A 2982-nucleotide genomic window follows, 5' to 3' on the forward strand; every position below is an offset into this window, starting at 1 on the left:
GACGAAAGACGTGGTAAGCTGCGATAAGCTTCGGTTAGCTGCTAAACAAGCTTTGATCCGGAGATTTCTGAATGGGGAAACCTGTCATGGTTAATGCCGTGACACTGTGCAGTGAATACATAGCTGTATGGGGCCAACGGGGAGAACTGAAACATCTTAGTACCCCCAGGAAGAGAAAGTAAAAACGATTTCCTAAGTAGCGGCGAGCGAACGGGAAACAGCCCAAACCTGTCATGTGTGATAGCCCGAAAGCGTTGCATGGCAGGGGTCGTGGGATTCAGAGTGTGTTTGTTTCGGAAGGCACAAAGAGTTACAAAATCAATTGTTAGCAGAACACACTGGAAAGTGTGGCAAAACAGGGTGACAGCCCCGTATGCAAAAGTAATTGATCTCTTATCTGAACACCCAAGTACTGCGGAACACGAGAAATTCTGTGGGAATTTGCGAGGACCATCTCGTAAGGCTAAATACTACCTGGCAACCGATAGCGTACCAGTACCGTGAGGGAAAGGTGAAAAGAACCCCTGTGAGGGGAGTGAAATAGTACCTGAAACCGTTTGCTTACAAGCAGTGGGAGCTTTGGCATTAGCCTTAGTGACCGCGTGCCTTTTGCATAATGAGTCAGCGAGTTATTTAATGCAGCAAGGTTAAGCCGTGAGGTGTAGCCGTAGCGAAAGCGAGTCTGAACAGGGCGAACAAGTTGCATTGAGTAGACCCGAAACCAGGTGATCTATCCATGTCCAGGGTGAAGCGCGAGTAAAATCGCGTGGAGGCCCGAACCGTCACAGGTTAAAAACTGTTCGGATGAGGTGTGGATAGGGGTGAAAGGCCAAACAAACCTGGAGATAGCTGGTTCTCTCCGAAATATATTTAGGTATAGCCTCACAAGTTTCTTATCGGGGGTAGAGCACTGGATGGGCTAGGGGTCTCACCAGATTACCAAACCTAACCAAACTCCGAATACCGATTAAGTTAAATTGTGGGAGTCAGCCCGCGGGAGCTAAGTTCCGCGGACGAGAGGGAAACAACCCAGACCGCCATCTAAGGTCCCTAAATCTATGCTAAGTGGTGAAGGATGTGGAAATGCCCAGACAATCAGGAGGTTGGCTTAGAAGCAGCCATCCTTTAAAGAAAGCGTAATAGCTCACTGATCGAGTGGTTCTGCGCCGAAAATGTAGCGGGGCTCAAGCATAGTACCGAAGCTGCGGAGTGAAATTTATTTCATTGGTAGGAGAGCGTTGTATTTGTATTGAATCGTCATCGCGAGGTGATGTGGAGTAAATACAAGAGACCATGCTGACATGAGTAGCGATAAAGGGGGTGAGAAACCCCCTCGCCGATAGCCCAAGGTTTCCTGAGTAAAGCTAATCTGCTCAGGGTTAGTCGATCCCTAAGCCGAGGCCGAAAGGCGTAGGCGATGGAAAACAGGTTAATATTCCTGTACCACCTTAGATATCGTTTGAGAGAAGGGGGGACGCAGGAGGGCAAGTCATCCGTCTGTTGGAATAGGCGGTTCAAGCTTGTAGGCTTAGATTCCAGGCAAATCCGGAGTCTTTTAAGGCTGAGAAGTGATGAGGAGGGACTTAGTCCCATAAACTGACTGCACCCATGCTGCCAAGAAAAGCCTCTATCGAGATATCGGGTGATCGTACCGTAAACCGACACAGGTAGGCAGGGAGAGTATCCCGAGGCGCTTGAGAGAACCCTGGTTAAGGAACTCGGCAAAATAATACCGTAACTTCGGGATAAGGTATGCCCTTAACTGTTAGTGGACTTGCTCCACAAAGCAGACGAGGGTCGCAGAGAAATGGCGGTAGCGACTGTTTACTAAAAACATAGGACTCTGCAAAGTCGCAAGACGAAGTATAGGGTCTGACGCCTGCCCGGTGCCGGAAGGTTAAGGGGATTTGTTAGCGCAAGCGAAGCACTGAACCGAAGCCCCGGTAAACGGCGGCCGTAACTATAACGGTCCTAAGGTAGCGAAATTCCTTGTCGGGTAAGTTCCGACCTGCACGAATGGCGTAACGACTTCCGCACTGTCTCAACCAGGGACTCAGCGAAATTGGAATGGCGGTGAAGATACCGTCTACCCGCGAAAAGACGGAAAGACCCCGGCACCTTTACTACAGCTTGACATTGGATTTTGGGATATGATGTGCAGGATAGGTGGGAGACTTTGAAGCAGGCACGCCAGTGTTTGTGGAGTCACCCTTGAAATACCACCCTTCATATTCTATGGTTCTAACGTTGATCCCTAATCGGGGTTACGGACAGTGTCTGGCGGGTAGTTTGACTGGGGCGGTCGCCTCCCAAAGAGTAACGGAGGCGCGCGAAGGTTCCCTCAGGCTGATTGGAAACCAGCCATAGAGTGCAAAGGCATAAGGGAGCTTGACTGCGAGAGAGACATTTCGAGCAGGTACGAAAGTAGGTCTTAGTGATCCGGCGGTTCTGAATGGAAGGGCCGTCGCTCAACGGATAAAAGGTACGCCGGGGATAACAGGCTTATCGCCCCCAAGAGTTCACATCGACGGGGCGGTTTGGCACCTCGATGTCGGCTCATCACATCCTGGGGCTGGAGCAGGTCCCAAGGGTTTGGCTGTTCGCCAATTAAAGTGGTACGTGAGCTGGGTTTAAAACGTCGTGAGACAGTTTGGTCCCTATCTTTCGTGGGCGTAGGATATTTGAAGAGATCTGTTCCTAGTACGAGAGGACCGGAATGGACAAACCAATGGTGTTCCTGTTGTCGTGCCAACGGCATTGCAGGGTAGCTAAGTTTGGAACGGATAACCGCTGAAAGCATCTAAGCGGGAAGCCAACTTTGAGATTAGATATCCCCTCTATTTATAGACTAAAGACCCCTTGAAGACTACAAGGTTGATAGGTCGGGTGTGTAAGCACAGTAATGTGTTCAGCTAACCGATACTAATAGGTCGTGAGGCTTAGCCACTTCTTAAACCATAAAGAAGTTTAAACGTTTTAATG

The 2982-nt window shown here is 49.6% G+C and carries 1 rRNA gene; it reads left to right on the top strand.

Annotation, left to right across the window (positions count from 1 at the left end):
* A 23S ribosomal RNA gene (locus B9A32_RS20690) occupies positions 1-2947 on the top strand.
* Positions 2948-2982 lie beyond the last annotated feature (35 nt).

This window comes from Desulfocicer vacuolatum DSM 3385 (assembly GCF_900176365.1).
Taxonomy (GTDB): domain Bacteria; phylum Desulfobacterota; class Desulfobacteria; order Desulfobacterales; family Desulfobacteraceae; genus Desulfocicer; species Desulfocicer vacuolatum.